Source organism: Halorubrum rarum (assembly GCF_048380895.1).
Taxonomy (GTDB): domain Archaea; phylum Halobacteriota; class Halobacteria; order Halobacteriales; family Haloferacaceae; genus Halorubrum.
The window spans coordinates 56,691-82,575 of sequence record NZ_JBLWMN010000013.1 but is presented as its reverse complement, the minus strand read 5'-3'; the positions used below and the strand labels follow the sequence as shown (position 1 = coordinate 82,575).

The following is a 25,885-nucleotide window of genomic DNA, read 5'->3' as shown; positions in this document are numbered from 1 at the left end:
GCTCGCCCCGGATTTATAAATCGATGTCGGGATGGAACAGCTCCGCGAGCCGTTCGATCCCGTCCAGGAGGGCGGGGCTCGGCTGGTTCAGAAGCGAGTCGTCGACGACGTGGACCGACGGATCGATCGCCCAGCCGCGATCGGTGATGGTGGCCGGATCGGTCCGCGTGCCGTGGCCACAGACGTGGAGCACGGCGTGGTCCGGGGCCGCCGACTCGACGACCCGTCCGTCGATCGCTCGGGAACGTTCGCCGGCGGCCACGAAGGGGTACCGGCCACCGGCCACACGAACGGCATCCGGCACCCAGTTGCCGGCCGCCATCGGCGGATCGGACCACTCCTCGCAGTACACCGTCGGGCGGTCCCGTCCCATGACGGCGTCGGCGACGTGATCGAGCCGCCGCCGGGCGTCCGCGGCGAGGTCGGCTCCGGCGTTCGGGCGTCCGATCGCTGCGCCGCGGGCGGCGAACGTCTCGATCACGTCGTCGAGCGTCGCCGGCTCGCGGTGGTCGACGTCGAAGCCGCGGGCCCGGCACTCCTCCGCGAGGTCGGCCTGCAGCCCGTCGCTCGTACAGACGACGTCGGGTGATAGCTCCGCGACGCGTTCGAGCGAGGGATCGAGCCAGCCGCCGACGGCGACGGGGTCGGAACCGTGTGCGGAGCCGGCGTCCTCGGGCGGATCACAGTGGTGTGTGACGCCGACGAGGGTCTCGGCGGCACCCATCGACGACAGCGTCGCGGTGGTGCTCGGGGCCAGCGAGACGACGCGCGGATCGGTCATCGATCACCCCTCCGTGACGTGCCGACCCAAACGTTTCGCTTCCCGGAGTTGACGCGGCCCGAGTACGGTCTGAGGGATCGTGATGATTCGTCGACTCGCCGGCGACACGTTCCGAGCCATTTAAGTGTTGTTCCCACATCCAGCCTGTAAGACCGCTCTCGGATGCAGTTTCGTTACCGAGGGATCGATCGCTATGAGTGAAAGAATGCACATGCGGGGGAGTCGCTCCCGAGACGAAACGGAAGCAGAATCGGAACGAACCGACGAGAGCCTGAGCTGTCCGGAGTGTGATGGACAGGTCATCAACGACGAGGAACACGGCGAGAGCGTCTGTGCGGACTGCGGGCTCGTCGTCGAGGCCGACTCGGTCGACCGCGGCCCCGAGTGGCGCGCGTTCGACTCCCGGGAGAAAGACGAGAAATCCCGCGTCGGTGCGCCGACGACGAACACGATGCACGACAAGGGCCTCTCGACGAACATCGACTGGCGCGACAAGGACGCGTACGGTCGCTCGCTCGGCGCGCGCCAGCGCCAGAAGATGCAGCGGCTCCGCAAGTGGAACGAGCGGTTCCGCACGCGCGACTCCAAGGAGCGCAACCTCAAGCAGGCGCTCGGCGAGATCGACCGCATGGCCAGCGCTCTGGGGCTTCCGGACAACGTCCGCGAGACCGCCTCCGTCATCTACCGTCGCGCGCTCGACGAGGACCTCCTCCCCGGCCGCTCGATCGAGGGCGTCTCGACGTCGTGTGTGTACGCCGCGGCGCGGATGGCCGGCGTTCCCCGCAGCCTCGACGAGATCGCCGACGTTTCGCGGGTCGAGAAGGCGGAGATCGCCCGCACCTACCGCTACGTCGTTCGCGAGCTCAAGCTCGAAGTGAAACCCGCCGACCCCGAGCAGTACGTCCCGCGGTTCGCGAGCGATCTCGACCTCTCCGAGGAGTCCGAGATGCGCGCGAAGGGACTCCTGAAAAACGCCAAGGAGAAGGGCGTCCACTCGGGTAAGTCGCCGGTCGGGCTCGCAGCCGCCGCCGTGTACGCGGCCGCCCTGCTCACCAACGAGAAGACGACGCAGGCCGCGGTCTCGGAGGTCGCGGACATCTCCGAAGTGACCATTCGGAACCGCTACCACGAACTGCTCGAGGCCGAGGACGGCCTCGTCGCGTAAGCGTTCGAACCGACGTCTTTCCACCATACGACGGGGACTCCCGCCCAACGACGACACCAACCCGACGACTGCCCACACCCGACGACTGCCCACACCCCACGACTGCCCACACCCGACGACTGCCCACACCCCACGACTGCCCACACCCGACGACTGCCCACACCCCACGACTGCCCACACCCGACGACTGCCCACACCCCACGACGACACCAACGCAATGGACACCCGAGACCTGTTTTTAGGCCTGCTCCTGCTCGTCGGTGCCGGCTGGATCGCGATGGCGACGGAACCCCGATCGGGGACGCCGCTGTTTCTGGTCGCCGCCGCCGCCTGCGGGCTCGCGGGCGTCGTGTACCTCCTCGGCGGGGCGGTCGTCGGGACGACGGTTGCGGGTCGGACGCTCACCCCGCTCCGCATGCGTGCGGTCTCACAGGCGCTCCTTGGGGCCTCGCTGGCCGCGATCGGCGTCGACGGACTGCTCGCCGACGGCGGGGTCTTCTCGACGGCCATCGCGGTGATCGGCGGGCTCGTGATCGCGTTCGCGTGGCTCCTCTGGACCCGCGGCACGTCGGGCGAGGGTCCCCGCGATCCGTCCGCGGACGACGGCTCGTGACCCCGTCGACGGACGGGCGTTTATAAGTTCCTTCGCCGACGACCCGTTCGTATGTTCGAGGAGTTCGTTCTGGCGGCCGCCACGGCGGACCTCGGCGAGGAGCCGGCGGCCCGCGGCGACGCCGACGCCGTGGAGTTCCGTATGGATCTGGCTGCCGACCCGCTGGCACAGCTCGACGACTACGACGGGGAGCTCCCGCTGATCGCCACGAACCGCGCGGCGTGGGAGGGCGGCGAGGCGGGGGATCTCGGTCGATTCGACGAGCTCTCCGAGGCGGTCGTCCACGACGACGTGGTCGCGATCGACGTCGAACTGGCCGCGCTGCGGGGGAACGCTCCCGAAGGGGAGCAGTCACACGCGACGGCGATCCGGGACGCGGCCCGCGAGGAGGGCGTTTCGGTGATCGCGTCAGTCCACGAGTTCCAGTCGACGCCCGAGATCGGAACGATGGTCGACCTGCTCGCGGACGCGGCCGCCGAGGGCGAGGTCGCGAAGCTGGCCGTCACCGCGGACACGCGTGCGGACGCGCTGGCGCTGCTGTCAGCGACTCACGAGGCGACCGACGCCGGCCATCGGGTCGCGACCATGAGCATGGGCGAGGCCGGACGACACACCCGTGCGGTGGCACCGGTGTACGGCTCGCGGATCGGCTACGCGCCGGTCGATCCCGCGGCGGCGACCGCGCCGGGGCAGTACGCGCTCGGAACGCTCCGCCGGCTCGTCGACGACCTCCGTGATCGGTAGCGCGCCCCGATCGCCGTCCGCTCCCGGCGTCCGCGAGCCAAACCGCTTTAGGACCCCCGCCGTAAGTTCGGGTAATGGCGACGTGCGACGTGTGTGGGGAGTACGAGAACCTCCCGTACCAGTGCCGACGGTGCGGGAAGACGTTCTGCGGGGAGCACCGTCTTCCGGAGAACCACGACTGTCCGGGGTTGAGCGAGTGGGACGACCCCGGCGGCGTCTTCGACAGCGGGTTCGACGACGGCATCGCCGACGGGTCGCGCGGCTCGACGGCGGACGCCGGTGGGATCACGGAGCGCGTCAAAGGACGCGTCGCCCGGGAAACGAGCACGGGCGGGCTCGTGAGCTACTTCCGTGGGAACGCGACGTACGTGTTGCTCGCGGCGATGTGGCTCACGTTCGTCGCGCAGTGGACCGTCACCCTCACGCTGGGCAACCCCGCACACGACGCGATCTTCGTCCTCCGATCGGACGCACTCGGTAACGTCTGGACGTGGGTGACCTCGGTCTTCTCGCACTCGCGGGCCGGACTGTTCCACATCATCGCGAACAGCATCGTCCTGTTCTTCTTCGGCCCCCTCGTCGAGCGCGCGGTCGGGTCGAAGAAGTTCCTCGGCTTCTTCCTCGTCGCCGGGGTCCTCGCGGGGCTCGGACACGTCCTCTTCGTCCTCGCGACCGGCGGCCTCGTCGGGGTGCTCGGAGCCAGCGGCGCGACGTTCGCGATCCTCGGCGTCCTCACCGTCTGGCGGCCGAACCTGGAGATACTCCTCTTTTTCGTGATCCCGATGAAGCTGAAGTACCTCACGTGGGGAACCGCCATCATCTCCGCGGTGCTCGTCGTGTCGACCGGTGCGGCCGGCGTCGGCGGCATCGCCCATCTCGCACACCTCATCGGCTTCGCGATCGGGCTCGCGTTCGGCGTTCGGAACGAGGACCTCGCGCGGCGGACCGGCGGTCCCGGCGGGATGACGATCGGTGCTCGCGGCCCGCGGGGTCCCCGCGGTCCGGGGGGTCCGGGAGGCCCCGGCGGCCCCGGCGGGCGGTTCTGAATGCCGCCGTCCGGTCGCGGGGGAGCCGACCGCGGCGGGCCTCCGCGAGGTGCTTCGGGCGTCGATCCCGAGTCGCTGACACGCCCGTCGTTCGTTCCCGACCCGGGGCTCGATCGCGAGGAGATGGCGGCCCTCCAGCGCGAGATCGCGGCGACGGCGACGTTCGCGGACGACCACGCGTTCGCTCCCGGTGACGTCGCGATCGACGAGGCGTTCGACTGCTCCGAGGGGTTACCCGCGGCGGATCCGGGTTCCGATCCCCACGCCGCGGCCGCCGACGCCCCCGTCGTCGTCGGCGTCGATCAGGCGTTCCGCCTCGACGACGGGGAGGCGGTGTCGGCCGCGGTCGCGATCCGAGACGGTGCCGTCGTCGAGTACGCCCACGCGGTCACGCCGCTCTCGATCCCGTACGTTCCGGGGCTGCTCGCCTTTCGCGAGGGCGGTCCGATCCTCGCCGCGCTTTCCGCGCTCTCGGTCGCCCCCGATCTCCTCGTGTTGGACGGATCGGGGCGGATCCACTACCGCGAGGCGGGGCTCGCGACCCACGTCGGCGTGATCCACGACCTGCCGAGCATCGGGGTCGCCAAGCGCCTGCTGTGTGGTGAGCCGGACGACGCCGTCGAGGAACGGCCCGCGGGATGGCGAACGCCGATCCGCGCGGACGACTCCGTCGAGACGGTCGATGCCGCGGGTGGAGGCGCTCGGCCGGCCATCGGGCACGCGTTCCAGTCGCGGCAGTATCCGAACAGCCGTCGTGTGAATCCCGTATACGTCAGTCCCGGTCACCGGGTGTCGGCGGAGACCGCGGTCGAACTCGTCGACGCGCTGTGTGCCGGCTACAAGCTCCCGGAGCCGACGCGACTCGCGGACGCGTACGCGGACGTCGTCAAACGCGGGGACGCCCCCGTCGGCCGATGACGCTCAAGCGCAGGGACGCCCCCGTCGGCCGATGACGCTCAAGCGCAGGGACGTCGCCACGGGATCGTGACGCGCACCGCTGTCCGACCGCTTTTATACCCCGACGTTCAAGATCGCTGTATGGCAGACGATGGCACGGATGGACCGATGTCGCCCGAGGAGTTCCGCTCGTTGACGGATGGACTCGTTCGCCAGGGGTCCGGCGGCGGCACGACGCGGTACAAGAACGCGGCCGGCGTCGGCTGCCCGAACCCCGACTGCGACCGCGGAACGTTCCAGACGCTGTTCGTGAGCGATCACGGCTGGCAGCAGATCGGTGCGACCAGAGACGGGATCCATCTCTGTCTGTGTAACACCGATTCGAAGCGGCTCGTGTTCATCCACGACGAGTAGCGCGGGTTCGGTCTCCGGTTCGCCTCCGACCTCCCGATTCAAGGGCCTCGACGCGAAGGGGACGGTATGAGCGAACAGCGACACGACGACGACACGGCCGACACGGCCGACGGCTCCGACGCGGACGGAATCGCCGCCGACGAGCGCCGTCACCGGAACGAATCCGATCGCGACACGCCGGGTCGCGGGATCGTCCCCGGAGCCGACGTGATCGAGGCGGACGCCCCCGATGAGTTCGGACTCGTTCAGGTCTGGTGGGGGGACGGAAAGGGGAAGACGACGGCGGCGCTCGGGATGGGGATGCGTGCGGTCGGACACGGCTATCGCGTTCACATGCTCCAGTTCATGAAGGGCGGTGCGGACTCCGTCGAGGCGGTCCGCGGCGAGTACAACGCGATCGCTGCGGTTCCCGGATTCTCCTTCGAGAACACGGGCCACTACGGGTGGCACGGGATGGCCGACGGCTCCGCCGAGGACGACCACGAGCGGAACGCGCGGGCGGGCCTCGACCGCGCCCGTGACCTGATCGACGCCGCGGCGGACGCCGACCTCGACGCCGCGATTCCGCTCGACGCCGACCCCGACGCGGGCGTCCACATGCTGATCCTCGACGAGGCCCTCTACGCGGCCGATCGCGGACTGATCGACCCCGACGAGGTGCTCGCCCTGATCGATCGGAAGCCGGACGGGCTCGAGCTCGTTTTGACGGGGAGTCACGCGAAGCCCGACTACCTCGACGACGTCGCCGACCTGATCACGGAGGTCAGTAAGGTGTCACACCCGATCGACGACGGACAGCGCGCTCGCAAGGGGACGGAGTACTGAGGTGGCCGAGTTCGACCCCTCGGACGACGAGTTCGATCCCGCCGTCGAGCTCCACCGACGGCTCCAAGCGACCGAGGAGTGCCCGGTCGAGCGGGAAGCGGGCTGGCATCTCGGCGAGGCACAGGCGCTCGCGGCGGAGATCGCGGACGGTGATGTCGACGACGACGTGGTCCGGAAGCGGGCCGGGGAGATCCGCGACCGCCTCGAGGCGTTCGAGACCACGGGCGACCGCGAGGCCGACGACCACGTGGACGCGGCTCGGGAGCTCGCGAGACGGCTGGATCGACACACGTCGGACGAGAACTGACAGACCCGTTTCAGTCCGCGTCCTCGGATATGTCCCCGTCCGGAACCGCCGGCCACCGAAGACCGCGTATCGATCGATAACGGGAGTGTGTGTACCAGATCGGTGGTCTGGCCGTTTATAAGTCGAATTTGGGTGTTGTTGGCGGGTGTTTATAAGTGGTCGACGACTCTGCGATGACCGCCTGCAAAGCCCCAGCCGCGACGACTCGCGCGCCTTGCTGCGCGCCTCGCTCAGTCGCTGTCGCTTCCTCACTGCGGTGCTTACTGCGGCGGGCTTCGCCCCACCGGGAGACTCCGTCTCCCGAGCCCCCGCTCACTCCGTTCGCGGGGATCACGGCTGCCCCTTTGAGTCCCACCCCGCACGGCACCGCACCCGCGCCTCACGCCTCCCCAACCTCGTCAGGGGCGGTCGCCGGGCCCGCTCGGCGACCGCCCCTGACTCCCTCGCGCGCGCTCCTCACGCCCGGTGGGCGCTCGGAGGCACGCGCCACCGCATTAGATCTTTATAAGGAACCATCGCCGCCGCTCACGGCTATTTAAATACTATATCGCGACCGGCGACGTGCAACACCCACTCCCGTCATCGATCGCCACTGTTCGATATCGGTTACACGATCTCTTGTAGTGATTATCTGAGTGAAAATCGCTCGCGGTTTCCGATTGGAGCCATATATACAGGTATGGAACGTACAGTGAAGGCGAACCAATCGATGAGTTATACCCTCTTGTGCGCTGTCGCTGAGGTTGAAGGATGCCGCCCCACCGACCTTCCTCCGCTTCATGACACGCTGGACGTGGATGCGCTTGAGGCGTTGTTTTCCTCAGAGACGGACGAACGGTCGCGATTTGAGGGCAGTTTCATGTTCGAATATAGCGACTCCTTCGTTTCGATCTGGAGCGATCGGGTACTCACCGTCTCGATCGCCTCGCGACATGACGACCGGATTAAACCGAGCTGTCATGGCGCTCAGTGAGCCCGATCTGTTGACCGCAACGAGGGCAGAACACATCACGCGCTGAGGAGCGCAACGGCGTCGAACTGAGAGTATCAACGGCGTCGAACTGAGAGTATCAACGGCGTCGAACTGAGAGTATCAACGGCGTCGAACTGAGAGAACGGATGTCCGTCGGTGAGTGGTTCGTCGTGCCGTCGGGGCCCGGTGGCCGAGGCGGTCCCTCAGCCGTCGACGCGTCCGACGGTCACGTCGAACGGGACGCGCTCGACACGTTCGTACTCGCCCCCTTGCATCTCGTCGACGACGTCACGGCCCATCTCCCGCCACCGTCGACGGAGGTCGTCGTACGCGGCGTCGGTCATGACCGCCCGGAGCTCCTCGCGGTGGTCGGCGAGTCCGGCACCGGACGCCTTCCGCGCCGCGGACGACAGTTCGGGCTCGGTGTACGGCGAGGTCGTTCGCTTCTCGTGGACGTATCGACTGACGCGAACCTCACCGATCCCGGCCTCGTCGAAGAGCGTTCGGACCCGCTCGCCGAGCGCGACGTCCGTGTCGATCCCGGCGAGGTACGCCGCGCGGGCCTCCCGTTCGAGTCGCTCCTCGGCGTCGACGGTCGACCGCACGGTGACCGCGGCGTTGTTCGGCTCCACCGCGGCGACGAGGTCGGTCGACACCCGCGCGAACTCCCGAACCGCCGCACCGGGGTCGGGGAGGTTGATGAGCAGCGCCTGACAGACGACCAGATCGACGCTGTCGTCGGGGAGCGGGAGTCGCGTTGCGTCGCCCGCCAGCAACGGAAGCGCGCTCGCCTCGCGAGCGACGCGAAGGAGGTCGGTGTCGGCGTCGACGCCGATCACGGACGCGTCCGCGGGCGTCTCCTCGTCGAGGACTCGCGTGAGTTCACCGGTGCCGCAGCCGACGTCAAGGACGCGGCTCCGGTTCGGGAGGTCGAGATCGGCGAGCGCCGTCCGGTCGCCGGCCCACATTCCCTCGCGAGTCCGTTCGAGGTAGTCGGCGGAGAACCGTCGCACACGACGACGTTCGAGTCGGGAGGAATTAAGCGGTCGGGATCGGCGTACCGACCATCGCCGTTCCACCGGAACGTTTCACCGGTATACTCCATCATTTACAGATTAACCAACATATGAGTACCAATGACTGTTCTCTGCGATCTAACCGTCTCATCCGCTGACGTCTCGTTGGATCCGTTTCCGGTGATACCGGAGGGGAACTCCGTTCGTCTCACCAGCGTGATCCCGACGGGGACCGGCCCGATCGCGTACTTGTGGATCCCTCGAGCGATGCTCGATCCCGTCATGACGCTGCTTCGGGAGAGTCCGAACGTCCGCGATCAGGCGAACATCGACAGGATCGCCGATCAGGAACTCGTCCGGATAGACCTCTCCAGCGACACGGACGGCGTTTTCACCCCCTTCAACGACCTCGACGTCACCGTTCTCGAAGGGATCGGGACGGCGAACGACTGGACCTTCCGCGTCCGGTTTCCGGACCGAACGGTACTGGAGTCGTTTCGACGCGCGTGTTCCGACGACGGCGTCCGGACGACGGTGAACCGGCTCTATGAACCGTCCGGTCGGACCGAACGCGGCGGACGGACGGATCTCACCCCCGAGCAGGCGACCGCACTCCGCACGGCACACGAATCCGGGTACTTCGAGGTTCCGAGAGAGAGCTCGCTCGTCGAACTGAGCGACGAGATGGGGATCTCCGACTCGGCGCTGTCACAGCGCCTCCGGCGCGGCGTCGACACCCTCCTCGGATCCACGTGGCCGGATGCGGAGCGGAACGACGAGGACTGAGGCGTCGTGGCTTCGGTGACGCTCGCGGCACGACGTTGGCGATCAACGGAACGACCGACACGGAAGTCGCACCCGCTCGAACCCTCCGCCCATCGACGACGTGAGGTCACCGACGAACGGTGACCGAGGCGACACGGCCGACTCGGCACGGGGTCCCCCGGGGACGTGACGCGGGCGACCTTCGACAGCGAAGGCTCGTTCTCGGTCCGTATATCTCGACGTTGCGTGTCGTTTGCGGTTATCGAGCGCGTTATTTTGGCACGAATCGTTATACGTGACACCGCACACGAGGGACGTGTCATGTCAACCCTCGACGACACGAGCGACACGGTGGAGATAGCCGATTCACACGAGAACGACGACGTGGAGGAGGCGGCTCACGCGCTCCGCGAACTCCAGAACGCGTCCGAGAACATCGCGACGAGGACCGAGGAGATATCGGCGCTTTCGCGGGAGCAGGCGGACGGTATGTCACAGGTGCAAAACGAGGTGTCCGATATGAGCGCCGCCGTCGAGGAGATCGCTTCGTCGGCCGAGGAGGTCGCGAGCGAGAGCGACCAGGTGAACGAACTCGCCTCCGAGGGACGCTCGGCCGCACGCGACACCCGAACGGCCATGACGAGGGTCGACGAGTCGTCCGACGAGGTGGACGACCGCGTCCACCGGATCGAAAACAGCGTCGAGGAGATCGACGAGATGGTCGCCGTGATCAACGACATCGCCGACCAGACCAACCTGCTCGCGCTCAACGCGTCCATCGAGGCGGCACGCGCCGGGGAGGCGGGAGCGGGGTTCGCCGTCGTCGCCGAGGAGATCAAGTCCCTCGCCGAGAAGTCACAGCGGCGCGCCAACGACATCGAGGAGCTCGTCGACCGGATACAGCACAACACGGAGCGGGCAGTCGAGGGCCTCGCGGACAACGAGAAAGCGGTCGAAACCGGGATCTCGGAGGTCGAATCGACGCTCTCCCGCCTGGAGGAGATCGGCGACTCCGTCGAGGAGCTGAACGTCGGCATCGAGGAGGTCGCCCACGCGACCGACGAGCAGGCCGCGAGCACGGAGGAGATCGCGGCGATGGTCGACCAGACGTCCACGAACGCCGAGGACATCAGCGACGAGACCGACAGCATCAGCGCGGCCGTCGAAGAGCAGACCGCGATGGTGTCGGAAGTCAACGAGGGGTTCCAGAACCTCCTCGACGAGGAGGAGTAACGCCATGCCCGAAGCGCTCGGACAGCTCCTCGAGTTCCGGCTCGGGGACGAACAGTACTGTATCGACATCGCCCACGTCGACGAGATCGTGGACGCCAACGACGTCACTCCCGTCCCGAACTCGCCACCGCACGTCATGGGCGTCACGGATCTGCGGGGCCGAACGACCACCGTCATCGATCCGAGCGTCGTCTTGAACATCGATGCGGAGACGGAGTGGTCACACATCGTCGTTCTGGACACGAGCGGAACCGACGAGGTGCTCGGCTGGCTCGTGTGCGGCGTCGACCAGGTGCTCGACGTCGAAGAACAGGAACTCGATACCACGGCAGCAACCGACGGCGATGCGATCGAAGGGGTCCTTTCGCGCGAGGATTCGTTCGTCGTACAGGTCGATCCGACGTCCGTTCACTCATAGCGAGTCGTTCACGCGGAGGTCTCAATCAGACCATATCGCCGCGCACGGACGCGCCCGACTGTTCGGTTCGGGCCGCTTTGAGCACGGACGCGGCCTCGCTCGCGACGTCGTCGTCGGCACCCAACATGCCGAGCGCCGCGTCGAGCGTCGGCATCGCGAACGCGGCCTCGCGAAGCCGCTCGAACGCCTCCTCGTCGCGGTTGCCGTCGACCCACAGACAGACGCCTCGGGGGTCGAGCACCTCCTCGTAGGCGTCCCTCGCGAGTGCGCCCTTCAACCGCTGGGTGACGTTGTCCTCGAAGCTCGCGTTACACACTTCGAGGTGGATCGGCTCCTCGTCGTCGACGAGCTCCGCCGCGAGACACTTTTCGGGAGCCGCGTAGCCGTTGTCGCTCGCTCTGACGCGGTCGGGGTTCGACTCGGCCCACCCCGCACGGACCGACGTGCCGACGCCTTTGATCCCGTACTCCGCCTCGAACGACCGCGAAGCCTTCCGGTCGCCGCGCATCAGGACGTCCTTCGTGACGTACACGTCGAGTCGGTCGACGGGGTCAAGCCCGAGCGCGACGTCGCCGAACGCCCACACCTCCCGCACCGGGACGGGCATCGTCTCGGTCTCGACGCGGTCGACGATCGCTTCGAGCCGGTCGACGGCCGTATCGCGGTTCATCGGGTCCCCGTAGACGGTCGGTGCCCAAACCGGTTCCGCTCCGGGCGGAGCGTCGGTCCGAACGTCGGATCACCGGATCGAACGGGCTATTACGCGAGGAGCGCGTACGACGGGGCGTGCAAAACGTTACGGACCGCACGCGGAACCCGTTCGGGATGACGCCGGACTGCGACCGCTACGTTCCGGGGTACGGCGACGCCAACGCCGACTTCCACGTGATCGGCGATCACCCGGGTGTCCACGGCGGGATCGACGACGGGATCCCGTTCACCGGCGAGACGTGGTCGGCGGAGTTCTTCGCGGCGCTCGCCGACGCCGGACTCGTGGCGGACGTCGCCGACGATCCGGACGCGACTGGCGATCCGGACGGTACCCCCGTCGACCGGGAGGCGGACGCACCGTTCCGAGTCGTGAAGACGTTCCTCTCGTACCTCCACATGTGTGTTTCCGATGGGACGCCGGCATCCGAGTCGTACGCCGACATGGAGCGGTTCTTCGACGCGGAGCTCCGTGCCATCGCTGCCCACGTTCTCCTCCCGGTCGGCGCTCGGGCGACTGACCACGTGCTCCGGCAGTACACCGCCCGTGCGTGGAAGACCGAGATCGACATGGACGCGCTTCACGGCGAGGAGCTCCTCGGGTCGGGATGGCTGGTCGTCCCGATCAAGGACCCGGTCGAGTGGGAGACGGGTGACGCCGACCGACTCGTCGAGGCGCTTCGAACGCTCCAGGCGACCGATTTCCGCCGGGAGAGCGATCTCGGCCGCTTCGTCGCCGGGAGCGACCCGTATCTCGTTCGATAGACCCCCGAAGAAGCCGTCCGGATGCGATCGCTTCGATCCGTCCAACGCTCGCTGACTCGACGCTGACTCGACGTTGACTCGACGCTGACTCGACGCTGACCGATGTATCGAGTGACTGTCCGCTTTCAGTCCCGAACTCGAGTGCCTATCTGTCGAACGTTTCAAACGCGACCGACGTTCTGAACAAAGGTGCACCCATCGAACGACAAACAGTCATATTTGTCGCCAGGATGCGTATTTTATACCGACCCCACGACGTTTCGATAGACGCCCAACCGATCGGGCGTCGGCTGCAGGACTGGTACTCCATGCAGCGGTTTGGTCAGGACCGGCCCGCTACGGGCCGTTTTTTTGTAGGTCCGTTGAGCCGTCGAGCAACGACTCGATGTACAGGGCGACGTGGCCGTCCATCCGTCGTTTGAACCCGTTCTGCCGAGCGAGCCGATCGATCTCGCGGGCGACGTACGTTCCGTACTGAACCGCCTTCTTCTCCGCGGAGCCAACCGGATCAGGGACGTACGCCGCCGCCGCCCGTCGGAGCGCGATCTTTCGCTCTGCAGGGGTGGCGAGCAACTCGTCCGGAAGCCGGATCGCGGCCTCGACGAGCCGATCGTCGAGCAGCGGTGCGACCGGCTCGACCCCGGCCGCCCGCAGCGTGACGACGTCGCGCTCCAGCTGGTCCGGAAGCGTTCGAACCGTCTCGTCCCGCGCGTCTCGAACCGTCTCGGCATCGACGCGGTGGTCGTTCGCGGGATCGACGACCTTGCTGTAGCCGCCGAACAGCTCGTCGGCACCCTGCCCGACGGCCAGCCGGTCGAATCCGTCGGCGGCCGCCGCCTCCGCCGTGAGGTACAGCGGAACCGCGATGTTGAGATCCATCGCGTTCCGCCGACCGGTGGCGGCGACGATCTCCGGGATCGCGCGAGTGAGGTCGTCGTGTGTCAGTTCGACGATACGGAGGTCCCGACCCATCGCCGCGGCCGCCTCGCGCGCCGCGGCGACGTCGTGACAGCCCTCGAAGCCGGCGACGTAGCAGGGCGCTTCGGGCACCGCCGCGGCGACGACTCCGGAGTCGACGCCGCCCGAGAAGGCGACCGCGAGCCGACCGGACGGGTCGCCGTCGTCACTCGTCTCCGCACCCAGTTCGGAGAGCACGGCACGCAACGCGTCGTCGACCGCTCGCTGTCCCGCCTCGGGATCGACCGGATCGGGCGTCGGCAGCGACCAGACGGTCCTCGGTCCGGAACTCGTCACGAGGGTTCCTGCGTCCACCGACTTCGGATCGCGAAGCGTCGTCGGATCGAAGCTCCACGCGTTCTCAGTGGTCGGAGCCGCTGCGTTCCGCTCGACGAACAGCGGCTCGCGGCCGAGCACGTCTCGGACGAGCGCCGGTTCGTCCTCCCCCGTCCCGCTGCTTCCCGGCTGGTCGCCGATCCGCCCGGCGAACCCCGCAGTTCCCGGGAAGGGGTCCCGGTCACGTATCGCGCGACGGACCAGATCGGGGGATGCGCCGCGGAGACGAGTGCCGTCGTCGGTGGATCCGTCATCACCGGGGAACCCGTCGTCGGAGCTGAACGTCATCGTTCCATCGTGGTCATCGGAGATACGTCATCGTTCCATCGTGGTCATCGGAGATACGTCATCGTTCCATCGTGGTCATCGGAGATACGTCATCGTCCCATTGTGGTCATCGGAGATCGTCGATCGTGCGGAACGCGCGGCGCTTCGCACCGCCGGCGAACTGACGGATCGAGACGCGCCAGGGGGTCCGCTTGCCGACGACGCTGGTTCGTCCGTCGGCGATCGCTGAGAGGATCGCCGCCGCCGTGCGATCGTTCGCGCCGACTTCCGTGACGGCCTGTCCGACCATCTCGGAGATGTGCGCGTCGCTGCCGGCGGTCATCGGGAGTCCGTGTCGGACCGCGAACGTCTCGGCCTGCCGGTTCGCCCGTCCCGTGAACAGTCGAGAGTTGTACACCTCGATCGCGTCCGCGTTCGCGAGCTGTTCGTCCGAGACGTGTGCGGCGACGCCGTGGCGCGTCTTCTGAAACGGGTGCGGGACGACTGCGATCCCGCCCTGATCGTGGATCCGGTCGAGCGTTTCGTCAAACGGGAGGCCGCTCTCGACGAGGTCGTCGACGCCGAACGCGAGCACGTGGCCCGCGGCACACGTCACCTCCATGCCGACGATGCCGACGAGCCCGTAGTCGGGAGCACGCTCTGCGGCCTCGAAGCTGGCGTCGATCTCGTCGTGGTCGGTCACGGCGAGCGCATCGAGGCCGACCGCGGCCGCCTGCTCTAAGAGGAGACCGACCGGATCACGCCCGTCGTGGGACAGTTCGGAGTGTGTGTGCAGCTCGACCGATAGCACGACCGATCGTTCGGTCGTCGACTAAAAAAGCCCCCCGGTACGCGGGCCCTGTCGTCGGGGACGCGTTATGCCGCGCGGCGTTCCTTCGCCTTCGGTCGGAGGTTCCCGTAGCCGCACTTGCGGCATTCGTCGGCTTCGGGTGAGTTGCGGGCGTTACAGCGCATGCAGATCTGTTTGTCGAGGTTGCGGCGTTCCGCGGCGTCGAAGCTAGCCATACTGCTATCAAACGCACCGGCGCTGTAAAAGGTTGCGAGACGCGACCGCGACTACGCGCCGGCTTCCGCGAGCGCGCTTTCGATGTCCTCGCGCTGCGTGACGCCGACGAATCGGTCCACTACGCCGTCGTCGTTCTCGACGATGAGCGTCGGCAGCGAACGGACCTGATACTGGTTGGCGACGTCCTGCTCCTCGTCGACGTTCACCTTCTGTAGCTCGAAGGCGTCGCCGAACTCCTCTTTGACCTCCTCCAGGATGGGGTCTTGGGTCTTACACGGGCCACACCAGTCGGCGTAGAAATCCAGAAGTCGAACGGTCATTGTCCGCCGATTCCTAACAGGGGACCGCGCATAAGGGTTTCCCACCGACGATATCCGAGACGAAACGTTTACGCCACCCGGACGCTCAGTACGGCGTATGAGCAGCGGACAGAACTCCGGCGGGTTGATGTCGAGTGCAGGACTCGTTCGGTACTTCGATTCGCAGGACCGAAACGCAATATCGATCGATCCGAAGACGGTCCTTGCCTTCTGTGTGCTCTTCGGCGTGTTCGTCCAGATCCTCTCGCTGACGGTCGCGTAAGCGCTGACGAGTCGATCCCCAGATATCCGTCCGCCGCGCTCCGTTTCTCGCTTCGGTTGACGTCGAGCCGGTAGCGCGCCCTTTTTGCACGTCCCGGCCGGACCGAGTCGTATGAAAGCAGGCGTTGTCGCCGTCCAAGGCGACGTGACCGAACACGCGACCGCCGTTCGCCGCGCCGCGAAGGCCCACGGAGAGGCGGTCGAGGTCGTCGAGGTCAGGGACTCCGGGATCGTCCCCGACTGCGACGTGCTCCTCATGCCGGGTGGCGAGTCGACGACGATCTCGCGGCTGATCCACCGCGAGGGGATCGCCCCCGAGATCCGCGATCACGTCGCGAACGGGAAGCCAGTTCTCGCGACCTGTGCCGGACTCATCGTCTGTTCTCGAGACGCCAAAGACGATCGCGTGGACCCGATCGGGCTGGTCGACGTCTCCGTCGATCGCAACGCGTTCGGCCGACAGAAGGACTCCTTCGAGACATCGATCCCCGTCAAGGGGCTCTCCGAGCCGTTCCACGCCGTGTTCATCCGTGCACCGCTCATCGACGGGATAGGTGCGGACGTCGAGGTGCTTGCTCGGATCGACGATCGGCCGGTGCTGGTCCGTGACGGTCCGGTCGTCGCGACGTCGTTCCATCCGGAACTCACCGACGATCCACGAATCCACGACCTCGCCTTCTTCCCCGAGACGGAGGTGGCGGCGTGACCGACGAAGCGTCCGACACGGAGGCGGTGGACGTGCTCGACGACCTGTTCGCGACGATCGAGTCGCGGAAGCGGGAGCTGCCTGAGGGGTCGTACACGACGTCGCTTTTCACCCACGAGAAGGGTGAGAACGCGGTGTTAGAGAAGATCGGTGAGGAGACGACGGAGACGATCCTCGCCGCCAAGGACGACGACACCGACGAGCTCGTCTACGAGAGCGCCGACCTCGTGTACCACCTCCTGGTGTTGCTCTCGATGAACGACCTCGATCTGGCTGACCTCCGCTCCGAACTCGAAGATCGGTTCTGAGGTCACGCCCGACGCGCGAGATGTTACAGAGGCTGTAACTGTTTCAGTATCCGTGTATCGTGCGAGGAATAGGTATAGGCGAGTCCGACGCCAACGACGGGTACGGACCGGTGCAGTCGGTTCGTCTCCCTGCAACGCGATCGGCCCTCTTCGGTTGGTTGTACGACTGCTCGTGTGCTTGTCTGTCCCGTCGTCGACGATCCGGAGCGCTCCGTACGACGCCCGTTCGATCCCGATCTCTCGTCCTCGTCCCGGCCGGAACTCGATAGATCACTCGCAGCCGAGTTGTATTGTATTCATCGCTGCCCCGGTCGGAAGCTTCATACGTCGGCTCGCGGATCCACCGAGTATACGAATGGCAGTACTCTGGCTGGATGAAGTCGACGCCGACGATCTCGAAACCGTCGGCGGGAAAGCGGCCTCGCTGGGTGAACTCACTGAAGCGGAGCTCCCGGTACCACCGGGATTCGTCGTCACTGCCGGGACGTACCGCTCGTTCATCGAGGAGGCGGGGATCGACGAGGAGCTGTTCGCGGCCGTCGATGTCGATCCAGAGGACTCCGCGGCGCTCCGCGAGGCCGAGGAGGCGGCCGAAGCGCTGATCATGGAGACCGAGCTTCCGGAGTCGGTTCGATCAGAGATCCTCGAGAGCTATCGGTCCATGGCCGTCGACGGCGAGGAGGCGTTCGTCGCCGTCCGATCGTCGGCCACCGCGGAGGACCTCCCGGACGCCTCCTTCGCCGGTCAACAGGAGACGTTCCTCAACGTCCGCGAGGCGGATCTGCTCCGCCGAGTCAAGGAGTGCTGGGCGTCGCTGTTCACACAGCGGGCGATATACTACCGACAACGCAAGGACTTCCCGCACGACTCCGTCGACATCGCGGTGGTCGTTCAGCGCATGGTCGACGCCGACAGATCCGGCGTCATGTTCACGAGCCACCCGTCGACGGGCGAGCCACGGATCATCATCGAGGCCGCGTGGGGACTCGGCGAGGCAGTCGTCTCCGGAACCGTCTCTCCCGACAACTACGTGTACGACCGCGAGCGCGAGGAGGTGATCGAGGCCACCGTCGCCGACAAGAAGATCCAGATGATCAAAGACCCCGAGACGGGAGAGACCGTCCAGATCGAGGTCGACGACGACCGCCGAACGGCGCGCGTTCTCGATGACGAGGAGATCAAGGCGCTCGTGGCGCTCGGAGAGCGCGTTGAGGACCACTACGGCGTTCCACAGGACGTCGAATGGGCGATCAACGACGACGAGATATACATGCTCCAGTCGCGCCCGATCACGACGATCAGCGAGGCCGACGAGGGGGGATCGGATGCGACCGGGAACGCCGGGAATGGCGGCGACGCGAACCACGCCGACGACGACGAGGACGTTCTCGTCCACGGTCTCGGCGCGAGTCCGGGCATCGTCTCCGGCGCGGTTCGTGTCGTTACCAAGCTGGACCACCTCGATCAGGTTCAGGATGGGGACATCCTCGTCACCGAGATGACGATGCCCGACATGGTCCCCGCGATGAAACGAGCCGCCGGGATAGTCACCGACGAAGGTGGAATGACGAGCCACGCGGCGATCATCTCCCGCGAGCTGGGCGTTCCTGCGGTGGTCGGGACGGGGTCCGCGACCAGAGATCTCAAAGACGACCAGAACATTACCCTCGACGGTGACAAAGGGACGATCCGTTCGGGTATCGACGAGGAGGCCGAACCGGCCGAGGAGTTCGAGCCGGTTGAGGCCGCCCGCCCGCAGACCCCCGTCAAACCGATGACGGCGACGGAGGTGAAAGTGAACGTCTCGATCCCGGAAGCCGCGGAACGCGCGGCGGCGACGGGAGCCGACGGCGTCGGACTCCTCCGGATCGAGCACATGGTGCTCGCGCTGGGGAAGACCCCGGAGAAGTACATTGCAGACCACGGCGAGCGCGCGTACCAGAACGAGCTCGTAGACGGAATCCGCGGCGTTGCCGACGAGTTCTACCCGCGACCGGTCCGCGTTCGGACGATGGACGCGCCCACCGACGAGTTCCGCGAGCTGGAGGGCGGCGACGGCGAGCCGGTCGAGCACAACCCGATGCTCGGGTGGCGCGGCGTCCGCCGGAGTCTCGACAAACCCGACGTGTTCCAACAGGAGCTCGCCGCCTTCTCCCGACTGTTCGAGATGGGATACGACAACATCGAGCTCATGTTACCGCTCGTCAACGACGCGGCGGACGTCGAGGCGGCAACGATCCAGATGCGCGAGGCCGGGATCGATCCCGAGCGCGAGACGTGGGGCGTCATGATCGAGACGCCCGCGAGTGCGCTTCGGATCGAAGAGCTCGCGAACGCCGGGATCGACTTCGCCTCCTTCGGGACCAACGACTTAACCCAGTACACGCTGGCGGTCGATCGCAACAACGAACACGTCGCGGATCGGTTCGACGAGCTTCACCCCGCAGTGTTGACGCTCATCGCGGACACGATCGAGACGTGCCGTGAACTCGACGTCGACACCAGCATCTGTGGGCAGGCCGGGTCGAAGACCGAGATGGTCGAGTTCCTCGTCGAGGAAGGGGTATCCTCCATCTCCGCGAACATCGACGCGGTCCGTGACGTCCAACACGAAGTGAAACGGATCGAGCAGCGTCTGTTGCTCGACTCCGTTCGCTGATCCCGGAACGGAACGAGTAAGAGGCTCGCCGGGAGACGAGTGGACGAATGCAGCAGGCCGAGCCGCAGTCGTTCGATCGAGTTCTCTCCTCGATGTGTACTGAGCCCCATCCAGCGGCTCGGGAGGCGGCAGAGCGGTTTTTAGCGTCGAATCCGGGGGATCCGGCGACGTACGAGACCGTCGCGTCGTTGGAGGATCGCGCCGTCGAACTGCTCGCGGCGCTGTCCGACCATCCGAACCCCGGATCGGCGGCCGGATACGTCACCTCGGGTGGCACGGAAGCGAACATTCAGGCGGTTCGATCGGCACGGAACCGACACGACGCTGCCGATCCCAACGTCGTCGCCCCGGAGAGCGCACACTTCTCGTTCCGGAAGGCGGCCGAGCTGTTGGGCGTCGATCTCCGGACGGTCCCGCTCGAGAGCGACTATCGAGCCGATCTCGCCGCGGTCGACGCCGCGGTCAACGCGAGCACGGCGCTCGTCGTCGGCGTCGCTGGCACGACTGAGTACGGCCGGGTGGATCCGATCCCGGAGCTAACCCGGATCGCTCACGACGCCGGAGCGATGATGCACGTCGACGCGGCGTGGGGCGGCTTTCTGCTTCCGTTCACCGATCACGACTGGTCGTTCGGTGACGCCCCGATCGATACGCTCACCGTCGATCCGCACAAGTTCGGTCGGGCCGCGGTCCCGGCGGGCGGGCTGGTGGCACGCGAAAGCGCCGCGCTCGACGCGCTCGCCGTGGAGACGCCGTATCTGGAGACGCGCTCGCAGGCGACGCTGACCGGAACCCGGAGCGGAGCCGGCGTCGCCGGGGCGGTCGCGGCGATGGACGCGCTGTGGCCCGACGGGTATCGCGGAGCGGCGAAGCGAGCGGCCGGGAACGCGGCGTGGCTCGCGGGCGCGCTCGACGACCGCGGCTACGACGTCGTGGATCCCGAACTCCCGATCGTCGCCGCCGCGGTTCCCGACGAGGAGTTCACCGCGCTCCGAGAGGCGGGCTGGAAGATCGCTCGCACCGGTCGGGGCGACCTTCGAGTGGTCTGTATGCCCCACGTCACCCGGTCGGGGTTGACGGCGTTCGTCGAGGAGCTCGACGGCATCCGGGAGTGATCGGTCGGTCAGGCACGGCGTCGATGGGCGGAACGTGGTCCTCGCATCTCCCCCGTTGGGCACGCAAAGCGAACAGGCGGCGAACGGATGTCGGCCCCGGGCGGCTCGCCGCGCACCCGCCTCGACCGCTCCGGGGCGATGGCTATGCCACGGGCCGTGTGGCCGCGGCTTCGTTTATAAACACTCGTCCGGCGAGGGAACGCGAACCAACATATTCACTACAGGGGGTCACCAAGCGGGCTGTATGAGTACGGACGACGTCTCTCGACGCACGTTCATGCGGACCGCCGGCGGCGCGGCAGCGGCCGCTGGCGCGGCCCTGGGCGCGTCGGGAACGGCGGCGGGACAGGAGGATGACGGGGAGGAAGACGAAGGAGACGACGGCGGCGGCGACGTGGTTCCCGACTGGCCGACCGCCGCGGAGGGGAACCTCGGCACGTACGAGGACGCACGCGGCCAGGACGACGTGACGGTCATGGTCGGAGCGGACGACGACGGTCTGGCGTTCGACGCCACCCTCCTGTGGGTCGATCCCGGCACGACCATCACGTTCGAGTGGACCGGACAGGGCGGCGGCCACAACGTCGAGACGGTCGAGGGCGAAGCCGCCCTCGACAGCGGGGACCCCGTCGACGAGGAGGGATACACGTACACCTACGAGACGAGCGAGGACGATGAGGGGATCACTCACTACCACTGTGCCCCCCACGACGCCGTCGGAATGCACGGAGGGCTGGCGGTCGGCGACGACATCCCGACCGAGGCGGTGGGCGACGGCGGCGGCGCGGGTGCGGTGTTCGTCCCGCAGGGTGCCCGCGCGCTCGGGATCGCGACGTTCATCGCCATGGTGAGCACGCTCGGGCTCGCGTTCGTGTTCATGAAGTACGGCGGTACGATCACCCAGGAGTAGCCGGGCCCGATCGCTCCGCGTCGGTTCGCTGCGTTCGAGCCGTTCGATCCGCTTCGCTACGTTTCTCCCGTTAGTTCGCGGTAACAGTCCACGTATCGGTCGAGGACGGCACCGTGGTCGTACTCGTCGAACTCGTGGTCGACGTGCCGACGTTCCAGATCGCCGACGGCGACGATCTCGTCCGCGAGCTCCGCCGGACTGGTCACGAGCCGCCCTCGAGTACGTCCCTCGACCAGTTCGTGTGCGCTGGAGTCCGCCTGATACTCGACGAGGCCGACGCAGCCGCACGCGAGCGCCCACAGGAGCTCCGTCGGGAACGTCTCCCACGTCGCGGTTCCCGCGACGACGTGGGTCCCCTTGAACACCGCGACGCGCTCCTCGATCGGCAGATCTCCGAGAAACGTCACGCGGTCGTCGATCCGGAGGTCGCTCGCGGTCGACTCGATCCGTCCCCGCTCCGGACCGTCTCCGATGACCGCCGCGTTCCAGTTTCGTTCGCGGAGCTCCGCCAGCGCGAGCAGGAAGGTCTCGACGTTGGCGTGGCGGTCGAGTCGCCGGGAGTAGACGGCGTCGAACCGGTCGTCGATCGGAGCGCGTTCGACGAGAGCGACGTCGATGCTCTCCGGGATCACCCGAACGTCGTCGCCGTCGGCACCGTGTTCACGGACGTGGGTCTTCGTCGTCCGCGAGGGTGTCGTTACCCGGTCTGCGCCGCGGGCGAGAAGCCGATAGCGCCGAGGGTCGTCCGCCGGCCGGTCTCGCCACCAGTCGACGACGACGGGAACCCGGGAGAGGGTACCGGTGACGGTCGCCGCGAGTGCGGGCGTCGGGGGACTGTTGACCGCGTGGACGACGTCCGGGGAGACGCGATACAACGCCGTCGGGAGCTTCGTGGCGAACGCCGACGGCGAGGGATCGACGACGACGGACCGGTACTCGATCCCGTCGTCCGCGAACGTCGGATGATCGCCGCCCCACCAGCGCGCACACAGCCACGTCACGTCGTGGCCGCGGGCGGCGAGCCCGCTCGCGATCCGATGCGTTCGTTCCCGAGCCGGAGTGGTCCCGTGGTCCGGCGTGAACGGCGAGACGAACGCGATACGCATACGCGGAACCGATGGGAGGGGCCGATAAAAAGACACGGCATCGATCCGGGCTCGAACGCGACCGTCTCCGCGTCGGATCCACCAGAAACGGTTTCCCGTCGGACGTGGAACTCGGGCGTATGCACAGCTACGACGTCGAACGCTACCTCAACGTCCGTCACGCCGGGGGCGCGGATCTGGCCCCGGACGGTCGGCTCTCCTTCCTGTTGGACACGACCGGAACCCCGCAGGTGTGGTCGCTCGCGGAGCCGCGTGGCTGGCCGGAACAGCACACGTTCTTCGAGGAGCGGGTCACCTTCGTCGACGCCTCTCCCGAGCGGTCGGAGGCGGTGTTCGGCATGGACCGCGGCGGCAACGAGCGCGCACAGCTCCACCGACTCGACTACGAAGCGGGGACGATAACGAACCTCACACGGCGACCAAAGGCGAAACACCGGTGGGGCGGCTGGAGCGGGGACGGCGAGCGGTTCGCGTTCGCCTCCAACCGCCGGGACGAGTCGGTGTTCGACGTGTACGTGCAGCGCCGCGACGAGACGGGATCGGACGCGACGCTCGTGTACGAGGGAGACGGCTGGCTCTCGGTCGCGGGCTGGTCGCCGGACGACGACCGGCTGATCGTCCACGAGGCGAGCTCGTCGTTCGATCACGACGTGTACACGCTCGACGTCGCGACGGGTGAGCTGACTCACCACACGCCACACGAGGGCGACGTCCGGTACGGGACCCCGGAGTGGAGCCCTGACGGCCGGTCGCTGTATCTGGTCACGGACCGCGACAGCGACACGCTTCAGCTCGAACGCCTCGACCTCGGCGACGGAACGTTCACCGTCGTGGAGCCCGGCGGCGAGTGGAACGTCGACGGCGTCGCGATCCACGAGGAATCGCGTCGCGTCGTCTACTCCCGTAACGTCGACGGCTACACGGAGATCACGACCGGTGAACTCGTTGACGACGACCGGATCGATACGTTCCCGGAGCCGGACCTCCCGGACGGCGTGGCCGGCGGCGTGAGCTTCGGTCCGGACGGAGACCGATACGCTCTCACCGCGACGGGGAGCACTCACAACGGCAACGTCCACGTCGTCGACGCGACGACCGGCGAGACGGAGCAGTGGACCGCGGCGTCGACCGCGGGGATCCCCAACGACACGTTCGTTGAGCCCGAACTCGTCCACTACCCGACGTTCGACGGTCGGGAGATCCCGGCGTTCTTCTCCGTCCCCGAGACGGAGTCGCCGGACGGGGGGTACCCGGTCGTCGTCGACATCCACGGCGGGCCCGAGTCCCAGCGTCGTCCGTCGTTCGCGTCGGTGAAACAGTACCTGCTGAACGGCGGCTACGCCGTCTTCGAGCCCAACGTTCGCGGCTCGTCAGGCTACGGGAAGGCATACTCAGCGCTCGACGACGTCGAGAATCGGATGGACTCCGTCGCCGACGTCCGTGCCGGCGTCGAGTGGCTTCACGACCATCCGGAGGTCGACCCCGACCGGGTCGTCGCGATGGGCGGCTCCTACGGCGGGTTCATGGTGTTGGCGTCGCTGACGGAGTACCCGGAGCTGTGGGCGGCCGGGATCGACGTCGTCGGTATCGCGAACTTCGTCACGTTCCTCCAGAACACGGGCGACTGGCGTCGCGAGCTCCGGGAGGCCGAGTACGGCGCACTCGACGAGGACCGGGAGTTCCTCGAGTCGATCTCGCCGATCAACAACGTCGAGGCGATCGAGGCCCCGCTGTTCGTGCTCCACGGCGCGAACGACCCGCGGGTCCCCGTCGAGGAGGCGGAGGCGATCGTGGAGCGAGCCCGCGAGCGGGACGTTCCCGTTCGGAAGCTGATCTTCGACGACGAGGGACACGGCTTCTCGAAGCTGGAGAATCGGATCGAGGCGTACCGGGCGATAGTCGAGTTCCTCGAGGAGCACGTCCGGTGAGAACGGCGAGAATCGGGTCGATGGAACGGCGAGAATCGGGTCGGTGACGAACGGCGAGAATCGGGTCGATCGAACGTGATGCGGCGTCAGACCCTCGTATGACGATTGGGCAAAGATAAATAGGCCAGGGTCGCAACGGACCCACATAATGGACTCTATCGTAGAGGACGCGATCGACGAGGCCGAGGAGTCTCCCGAGGAGGAGACCGGCGGGTTCGGCGACGGGTCCGGCGACGGCGGCTCGGCCGGTGGGCCTCCGCGAACCGGGACGATGACCGACGACGAGCTACAGGACGTTCTCCAGGACCTCCAGACGAACATCACCGTTGTCGGCTGTGGCGGCGCGGGCGGCAACACGGTCAACCGGATGACTGAGGAGGGGATCCACGGCGCGAAGCTCGTCGCAGCCAACACCGACGTCCAGCACCTCGTCAACATCGAGGCGGACACGAAGATCCTCATGGGCCAGCAGAAGACCCAGGGTCGCGGTGCCGGCTCCCTCCCGCAGGTGGGCGAGGAGGCCGCCATCGAGTCCCAAGAGGAGATCCACGACGCCATCGACGGCTCGGACATGGTGTTCGTCACCGCGGGACTCGGTGGGGGGACGGGAACGGGGTCGGCCCCCGTCGTCGCCAAGGCCGCCCGCGAGTCCGGCGCGCTCACCATCGCCATCGTCACCACTCCCTTTACCGCGGAGGGAGAGGTTCGCCGGACGAACGCCGAGGCGGGCCTCGAACGCCTCCGTGACGTCTCCGACACCGTCATCGTCGTCCCGAACGACCGCCTGCTCGACGCCGTCGGGAAGCTCCCCGTCCGACAGGCGTTCAAGGTGTCCGACGAGGTGCTGATGCGCTCGGTGAAGGGCATCACGGAGCTGATCACGAAGCCCGGTCTCGTCAACCTCGACTTCGCCGACGTCCGCACGGTCATGGAGAAGGGCGGCGTCGCGATGATCGGCCTCGGCGAGTCCGACTCCGACTCGAAGGCACAGGACTCCGTGAAAAGCGCCCTCCGATCGCCGCTCCTCGACGTCGACATCTCCGGCGCGAACTCCGCGCTGGTGAACGTGACCGGCGGCACGGACATGTCGATCGAGGAGGCCGAGGGCGTCGTCGAGGAGATCTACGACCGGATCGACCCCGACGCCCGGATCATCTGGGGAACGTCGGTCGACGAGGAGCTCGAAGGCGAGATGCGGACGATGATCGTCGTCACCGGCGTCGACTCCCCGCAGATCTACGGCCGCAACGGCGGCGAACGCGAGGAGGCGGCCCAGCAGATGGAAGACATCGACTACGTCGAGTGAATCGCCTCG

Annotated in this window: 29 protein-coding genes; 21 read left to right on the top strand and 8 right to left on the bottom strand. The window is 67.2% G+C overall.

Features of this window, described 5'->3' with window-relative positions; translation table 11 throughout:
- Positions 1 to 13: 13 nt before the first annotated feature.
- The gene (locus tag ACNSN7_RS11260) at positions 14 to 781 is read right to left on the bottom strand and encodes a cobalamin-binding protein (protein WP_418282381.1); all 768 of its coding nucleotides are present in this window, start codon (positions 779 to 781) and stop codon (positions 14 to 16) included.
- A 193-nt stretch (positions 782 to 974) separates the two neighbouring features.
- Between ACNSN7_RS11260 and ACNSN7_RS11255 the strand changes: the two genes are divergently transcribed.
- The 9 genes from ACNSN7_RS11255 to ACNSN7_RS11215 all read left to right on the top strand — a co-directional run bounded on the left by ACNSN7_RS11255 (position 975) and on the right by ACNSN7_RS11215 (position 7,765).
- Positions 975 to 1,946 carry a transcription initiation factor IIB gene (locus ACNSN7_RS11255; protein WP_418282380.1) on the top strand — a complete coding sequence of 324 codons (972 nt, stop codon included), beginning with the start codon at positions 975 to 977 and terminating at the stop codon, positions 1,944 to 1,946.
- A gap of 217 nt (positions 1,947 to 2,163) precedes the next feature.
- A complete protein-coding gene (locus tag ACNSN7_RS11250; RefSeq protein WP_418282379.1) occupies positions 2,164 to 2,559 on the top strand; it encodes a DUF7994 family protein in 396 nt (131 codons plus the stop codon).
- A gap of 51 nt (positions 2,560 to 2,610) precedes the next feature.
- Entirely contained in the window at positions 2,611 to 3,303 is a 693-nt protein-coding gene (locus ACNSN7_RS11245; protein WP_418282378.1) for a type I 3-dehydroquinate dehydratase, read from the top strand.
- Positions 3,304 to 3,377: 74 nt separating this feature from the next.
- On the top strand, positions 3,378 to 4,349 hold the full coding sequence (locus ACNSN7_RS11240) for a rhomboid family intramembrane serine protease (protein ID WP_418282377.1): 972 nt from the start codon (positions 3,378 to 3,380) through the stop codon (positions 4,347 to 4,349).
- The gene (locus ACNSN7_RS11235; RefSeq protein WP_418282376.1) at positions 4,350 to 5,267 is read left to right on the top strand and encodes an endonuclease V; all 918 of its coding nucleotides are present in this window, start codon (positions 4,350 to 4,352) and stop codon (positions 5,265 to 5,267) included. It abuts the gene before it with no gap.
- 120 nt (positions 5,268 to 5,387) lie between these two features.
- Positions 5,388 to 5,660, top strand: coding sequence for a DUF7385 family protein (locus ACNSN7_RS11230; protein ID WP_418282375.1), 273 nt, complete (start codon positions 5,388 to 5,390; stop codon positions 5,658 to 5,660).
- A gap of 66 nt (positions 5,661 to 5,726) precedes the next feature.
- Positions 5,727 to 6,485 (top strand): cob(I)yrinic acid a,c-diamide adenosyltransferase, encoded by a 759-nt coding sequence (locus ACNSN7_RS11225; RefSeq protein WP_418282374.1) that lies wholly within the window; start codon positions 5,727 to 5,729, stop codon positions 6,483 to 6,485.
- 1 nt (position 6,486) lies between these two features.
- The gene (locus tag ACNSN7_RS11220; RefSeq protein WP_418282373.1) at positions 6,487 to 6,792 is read left to right on the top strand and encodes a DUF8152 family protein; all 306 of its coding nucleotides are present in this window, start codon (positions 6,487 to 6,489) and stop codon (positions 6,790 to 6,792) included.
- Positions 6,793 to 7,471: 679 nt separating this feature from the next.
- Positions 7,472 to 7,765 (top strand): HalOD1 output domain-containing protein, encoded by a 294-nt coding sequence (locus tag ACNSN7_RS11215; protein ID WP_418282372.1) that lies wholly within the window; start codon positions 7,472 to 7,474, stop codon positions 7,763 to 7,765.
- A gap of 203 nt (positions 7,766 to 7,968) precedes the next feature.
- Here the strand turns inward: ACNSN7_RS11215 and ACNSN7_RS11210 are convergent, their stop codons facing one another.
- Positions 7,969 to 8,778, bottom strand: coding sequence for a class I SAM-dependent methyltransferase (locus ACNSN7_RS11210; RefSeq protein WP_418282371.1), 810 nt, complete (start codon positions 8,776 to 8,778; stop codon positions 7,969 to 7,971).
- Positions 8,779 to 8,901: 123 nt separating this feature from the next.
- Here ACNSN7_RS11210 and ACNSN7_RS11205 point away from each other — a divergent pair, with 123 nt between their 5' ends.
- The 3 genes from ACNSN7_RS11205 (at position 8,902) to ACNSN7_RS11195 (ending at position 11,197) form a co-directional block, all read left to right on the top strand.
- A complete protein-coding gene (locus ACNSN7_RS11205) occupies positions 8,902 to 9,567 on the top strand; it encodes a helix-turn-helix domain-containing protein (RefSeq protein ID WP_418282370.1) in 666 nt (221 codons plus the stop codon).
- 300 nt (positions 9,568 to 9,867) lie between these two features.
- Positions 9,868 to 10,779, top strand: a complete 912-nt coding sequence (locus tag ACNSN7_RS11200) for a methyl-accepting chemotaxis protein (RefSeq protein WP_418282369.1) — start codon at positions 9,868 to 9,870, stop codon at positions 10,777 to 10,779.
- Positions 10,780 to 10,783: 4 nt separating this feature from the next.
- The gene (locus tag ACNSN7_RS11195; protein WP_418282368.1) at positions 10,784 to 11,197 is read left to right on the top strand and encodes a chemotaxis protein CheW; all 414 of its coding nucleotides are present in this window, start codon (positions 10,784 to 10,786) and stop codon (positions 11,195 to 11,197) included.
- A 25-nt stretch (positions 11,198 to 11,222) separates the two neighbouring features.
- On the opposite strand, the gene ACNSN7_RS11190 is transcribed toward ACNSN7_RS11195, so the two are convergent.
- Positions 11,223 to 11,867: a DUF7095 family protein gene (locus tag ACNSN7_RS11190; protein ID WP_418282367.1), complete on the bottom strand. Its 645-nt coding sequence runs from the start codon at positions 11,865 to 11,867 to the stop codon at positions 11,223 to 11,225.
- Between the two features lie 116 nt (positions 11,868 to 11,983).
- Between ACNSN7_RS11190 and ACNSN7_RS11185 the strand changes: the two genes are divergently transcribed.
- Positions 11,984 to 12,670, top strand: coding sequence for a uracil-DNA glycosylase family protein (locus tag ACNSN7_RS11185; RefSeq protein ID WP_418282366.1), 687 nt, complete (start codon positions 11,984 to 11,986; stop codon positions 12,668 to 12,670).
- Between the two features lie 336 nt (positions 12,671 to 13,006).
- On the opposite strand, the gene ACNSN7_RS11180 is transcribed toward ACNSN7_RS11185, so the two are convergent.
- The 4 genes from ACNSN7_RS11180 to trxA form a co-directional block, all read right to left on the bottom strand.
- Positions 13,007 to 14,251: an asparagine synthase C-terminal domain-containing protein gene (locus ACNSN7_RS11180; RefSeq protein ID WP_418282365.1), complete on the bottom strand. Its 1,245-nt coding sequence runs from the start codon at positions 14,249 to 14,251 to the stop codon at positions 13,007 to 13,009.
- A gap of 106 nt (positions 14,252 to 14,357) precedes the next feature.
- A complete protein-coding gene (locus ACNSN7_RS11175; protein WP_418282364.1) occupies positions 14,358 to 15,041 on the bottom strand; it encodes a PHP domain-containing protein in 684 nt (227 codons plus the stop codon).
- Positions 15,042 to 15,106: 65 nt separating this feature from the next.
- Positions 15,107 to 15,256 (bottom strand): 50S ribosomal protein L40e, encoded by a 150-nt coding sequence (locus tag ACNSN7_RS11170; protein ID WP_418282363.1) that lies wholly within the window; start codon positions 15,254 to 15,256, stop codon positions 15,107 to 15,109.
- Between the two features lie 51 nt (positions 15,257 to 15,307).
- On the bottom strand, positions 15,308 to 15,577 hold the full coding sequence (gene trxA, locus ACNSN7_RS11165; protein ID WP_418282362.1) for a thioredoxin: 270 nt from the start codon (positions 15,575 to 15,577) through the stop codon (positions 15,308 to 15,310).
- Positions 15,578 to 15,674: 97 nt separating this feature from the next.
- On the opposite strand from trxA, the gene ACNSN7_RS11160 reads away from it, so the two are divergent.
- The 6 genes from ACNSN7_RS11160 to ACNSN7_RS11135 all read left to right on the top strand — a co-directional run bounded on the left by ACNSN7_RS11160 (position 15,675) and on the right by ACNSN7_RS11135 (position 21,536).
- Positions 15,675 to 15,839 carry a preprotein translocase subunit Sec61beta gene (locus tag ACNSN7_RS11160; RefSeq protein ID WP_418282361.1) on the top strand — a complete coding sequence of 55 codons (165 nt, stop codon included), beginning with the start codon at positions 15,675 to 15,677 and terminating at the stop codon, positions 15,837 to 15,839.
- A 111-nt stretch (positions 15,840 to 15,950) separates the two neighbouring features.
- A complete protein-coding gene (gene pdxT / locus ACNSN7_RS11155; RefSeq protein ID WP_418282360.1) occupies positions 15,951 to 16,544 on the top strand; it encodes a pyridoxal 5'-phosphate synthase glutaminase subunit PdxT in 594 nt (197 codons plus the stop codon).
- A complete protein-coding gene (hisE, locus tag ACNSN7_RS11150; protein WP_418282359.1) occupies positions 16,541 to 16,852 on the top strand; it encodes a phosphoribosyl-ATP diphosphatase in 312 nt (103 codons plus the stop codon). Before pdxT ends, hisE begins: the two co-directional genes overlap by 4 nt.
- Positions 16,853 to 17,207: 355 nt before the next feature.
- On the top strand, positions 17,208 to 19,511 hold the full coding sequence (gene ppsA / locus ACNSN7_RS11145) for a phosphoenolpyruvate synthase (protein WP_418282358.1): 2,304 nt from the start codon (positions 17,208 to 17,210) through the stop codon (positions 19,509 to 19,511).
- 47 nt (positions 19,512 to 19,558) lie between these two features.
- The gene (gene mfnA / locus ACNSN7_RS11140) at positions 19,559 to 20,626 is read left to right on the top strand and encodes a tyrosine decarboxylase MfnA (protein WP_418282357.1); all 1,068 of its coding nucleotides are present in this window, start codon (positions 19,559 to 19,561) and stop codon (positions 20,624 to 20,626) included.
- Between the two features lie 244 nt (positions 20,627 to 20,870).
- Positions 20,871 to 21,536: a halocyanin domain-containing protein gene (locus ACNSN7_RS11135; protein ID WP_418282356.1), complete on the top strand. Its 666-nt coding sequence runs from the start codon at positions 20,871 to 20,873 to the stop codon at positions 21,534 to 21,536.
- Positions 21,537 to 21,592: 56 nt separating this feature from the next.
- Here the strand turns inward: ACNSN7_RS11135 and ACNSN7_RS11130 are convergent, their stop codons facing one another.
- A complete protein-coding gene (locus ACNSN7_RS11130) occupies positions 21,593 to 22,642 on the bottom strand; it encodes a glycosyltransferase family 4 protein (protein WP_418282355.1) in 1,050 nt (349 codons plus the stop codon).
- 119 nt (positions 22,643 to 22,761) lie between these two features.
- On the opposite strand from ACNSN7_RS11130, the gene ACNSN7_RS11125 reads away from it, so the two are divergent.
- Complete coding sequence (locus ACNSN7_RS11125; RefSeq protein WP_418282354.1) at positions 22,762 to 24,570, top strand: S9 family peptidase; 1,809 nt, start codon at positions 22,762 to 22,764, stop codon at positions 24,568 to 24,570.
- Positions 24,571 to 24,718: 148 nt separating this feature from the next.
- A complete protein-coding gene (ftsZ, locus tag ACNSN7_RS11120; RefSeq protein WP_418282353.1) occupies positions 24,719 to 25,876 on the top strand; it encodes a cell division protein FtsZ in 1,158 nt (385 codons plus the stop codon).
- Positions 25,877 to 25,885: the final 9 nt, after the last annotated feature.